Origin of the sequence: Xanthomonas pisi DSM 18956, assembly GCF_001010415.1 — a bacterium.
GTDB lineage: Bacteria > Pseudomonadota > Gammaproteobacteria > Xanthomonadales > Xanthomonadaceae > Xanthomonas > Xanthomonas pisi.
Genome location: NZ_JPLE01000321.1, coordinates 1 through 484, shown reverse-complemented (window position 1 = coordinate 484; position 484 = coordinate 1). Strand labels below are relative to the sequence as shown.

Genomic DNA, 484 nt, shown 5'->3' with positions numbered 1-484 from the left:
GGTAGCCGGGTTAGCCTCTGCTATGAATTCAGCGTTGCATAAGCCTGAGCATCTGTTTCAACCAGGCAGTTAACATGACATTCTGCAATCACGCCACCGGGTTCTCCTTTCCATTTTTGGCAAACAAAAACTCCTGTTAAATTGCCGTGCTGGTTAACAGATGTATGCCCTACGATGTAGCTTCCTTTTGTTGCTTTTTCTGCCTTTTCACGCAGTGCCTGATAGTCATTCTTGCTCATTTTTCTCTTCACTCCGGTATACAAGTATTACTACGCCCCCTCTGCTAATTTCGCGAGCTGGATCCCCTGGTTCCATGCCGTCAATACCGAAGGCTTCGAAAAATGCATCTATTGCCTTTTGGCGTTGCTCCTGCTTACGGCGTTTATTCCATTTTTTCATGAACAACAGTGACAGCCATCGTCCGCTGCAGAACATGATGTAGAAATAACCAAGGAGCGCTAGGCCGGTGTTCAGGGCTGTATCG

Annotated in this window: 2 protein-coding genes; both read right to left on the bottom strand. The window is 47.1% G+C overall.

The annotated features are described in order from the left end of the window. Positions 1–20: 20 nt before the first annotated feature. On the bottom strand, positions 21–239 hold the full coding sequence (locus Y887_RS19915) for an ead/Ea22-like family protein (protein WP_157004368.1): 219 nt from the start codon (positions 237–239) through the stop codon (positions 21–23). After that, positions 226–484 (bottom strand): DUF4752 family protein (locus Y887_RS19910; RefSeq protein WP_157004367.1); only part of this gene is annotated, 259 nt, incomplete at its 5' end. The genes Y887_RS19915 and Y887_RS19910, both read right to left, overlap by 14 nt.

What these genes read in the sequence shown, in the direction of transcription:
- Y887_RS19915 (WP_157004368.1), bottom strand. Translation starts at nt 239, where the DNA reads ATGAGCAAGAATGACTATCAGGCACTGCGTGAAAAGGCAGAAAAAGCA.